Source organism: Mesorhizobium sp. M7A.F.Ca.CA.002.09.1.1, assembly GCF_003998555.1.
Taxonomy (GTDB): domain Bacteria; phylum Pseudomonadota; class Alphaproteobacteria; order Rhizobiales; family Rhizobiaceae; genus Mesorhizobium; species Mesorhizobium ciceri.
On the sequence record NZ_RZRR01001275.1, the window covers coordinates 1 to 1,139 of the forward strand.

Annotated in this window: 1 protein-coding gene and 1 pseudogene; both read left to right on the forward strand. The window is 64.8% G+C overall.

Annotated features, from left to right (window positions below):
• Nucleotides 1-437: pseudogene (locus EN994_RS32470) on the forward strand (D-alanyl-D-alanine carboxypeptidase); the annotation flags it as partial.
• Between the two features lie 140 nt (nucleotides 438-577).
• On the forward strand, nucleotides 578-1,139 hold a 562-nt coding region (gene tmk / locus EN994_RS32475), incomplete at its 3' end, for a dTMP kinase (RefSeq protein WP_164746475.1).

The following is a 1,139-nucleotide window of genomic DNA, read 5'->3' on the forward strand; positions in this document are numbered from 1 at the left end:
GCCACAATGGTACCCGCGTGATCGCGGCGATGAGCGGGCTGGCCTCGGACAAGGAGCGCGCCGAGGAAGCGCGAAAGCTGCTCGACTGGGGTGTCCGCTCCTTCGAGAAGACCGAAATTTTCGCCAGGGACGAGGTGGTTGGAGAAGCCCAGGTTTTCGGCGGCGCCAAATCCGGGGTGACGCTGAAGGCAAAGGGACCGATCGACATCTTCCTGCCGATCACCAACCGCGACAAGCTGACGGCCAGGATCGTCTATGACGGCCCGGTTGCAGCACCGGTGGAGGAGGGGCAGCCGGTGGGTGCGCTGCGCGTCTGGATCGGCGATACGCTGAGCCAGGAGACGCCGCTTTTCGCTGCCGAATCGATCGGCGTCGGCACGCTGCCGCAGCGCGCGCTCGATGCCGTCAAGGAACTGGTGATCGGCTGGCTGCGCTAACGCATGTCGCTCAAAACCAGCCATGGTTTTGGGGAACGGCATGCATAAGGGCAAAAAATCGACGGCATGGACGTTTGGCCCAACGCGGACTATCTAGAGCGCTACAATCCCATTCAGCCATGGACAAGAAGGCCTCTCGGTTGGCACGCGGTTTTTTCATCACCTTCGAAGGCGGCGAGGGGGCAGGCAAGTCGACGCAGATCGAGCGGCTGGCCAGGAAGATGCGCGCCAAGAAATACGACGTGCTGCTTACCCGCGAACCCGGCGGCTCGCCGGGCGCCGAAGCGGTCAGGCATGTGCTGCTGTCGGGCGCAGCCGAACCGTTCGGGCCGAAGATGGAAGCGCTGCTGTTCGCCGCCGCGCGGTCCGATCATGTCGAGCAGGTGATCCGGCCGGCGGTCGAGCGTGGCTCCATCGTGCTTTGCGACCGCTTCCTCGATTCCTCACGCGTCTATCAGGGCGTCACCGGCGGCATCGATCCGGCGTTCATGGATGCGCTGGAACAGGTCGCCATCAACGGCATGATGCCGGACATGACGCTGATCTTCGACATCGACCCAGCGGAAGGCCTGAGGCGCGCAACGCTGCGGCGCGGCGCCGAGGCAGTCGCCGACCGTTTCGAAAAGGAGACGCTGGCGATCCACCAGGCCCGCCGCGAGGCGTTTCTGGCGATCGCCAAGGCCGAGCCGGAGCGCTGCATCG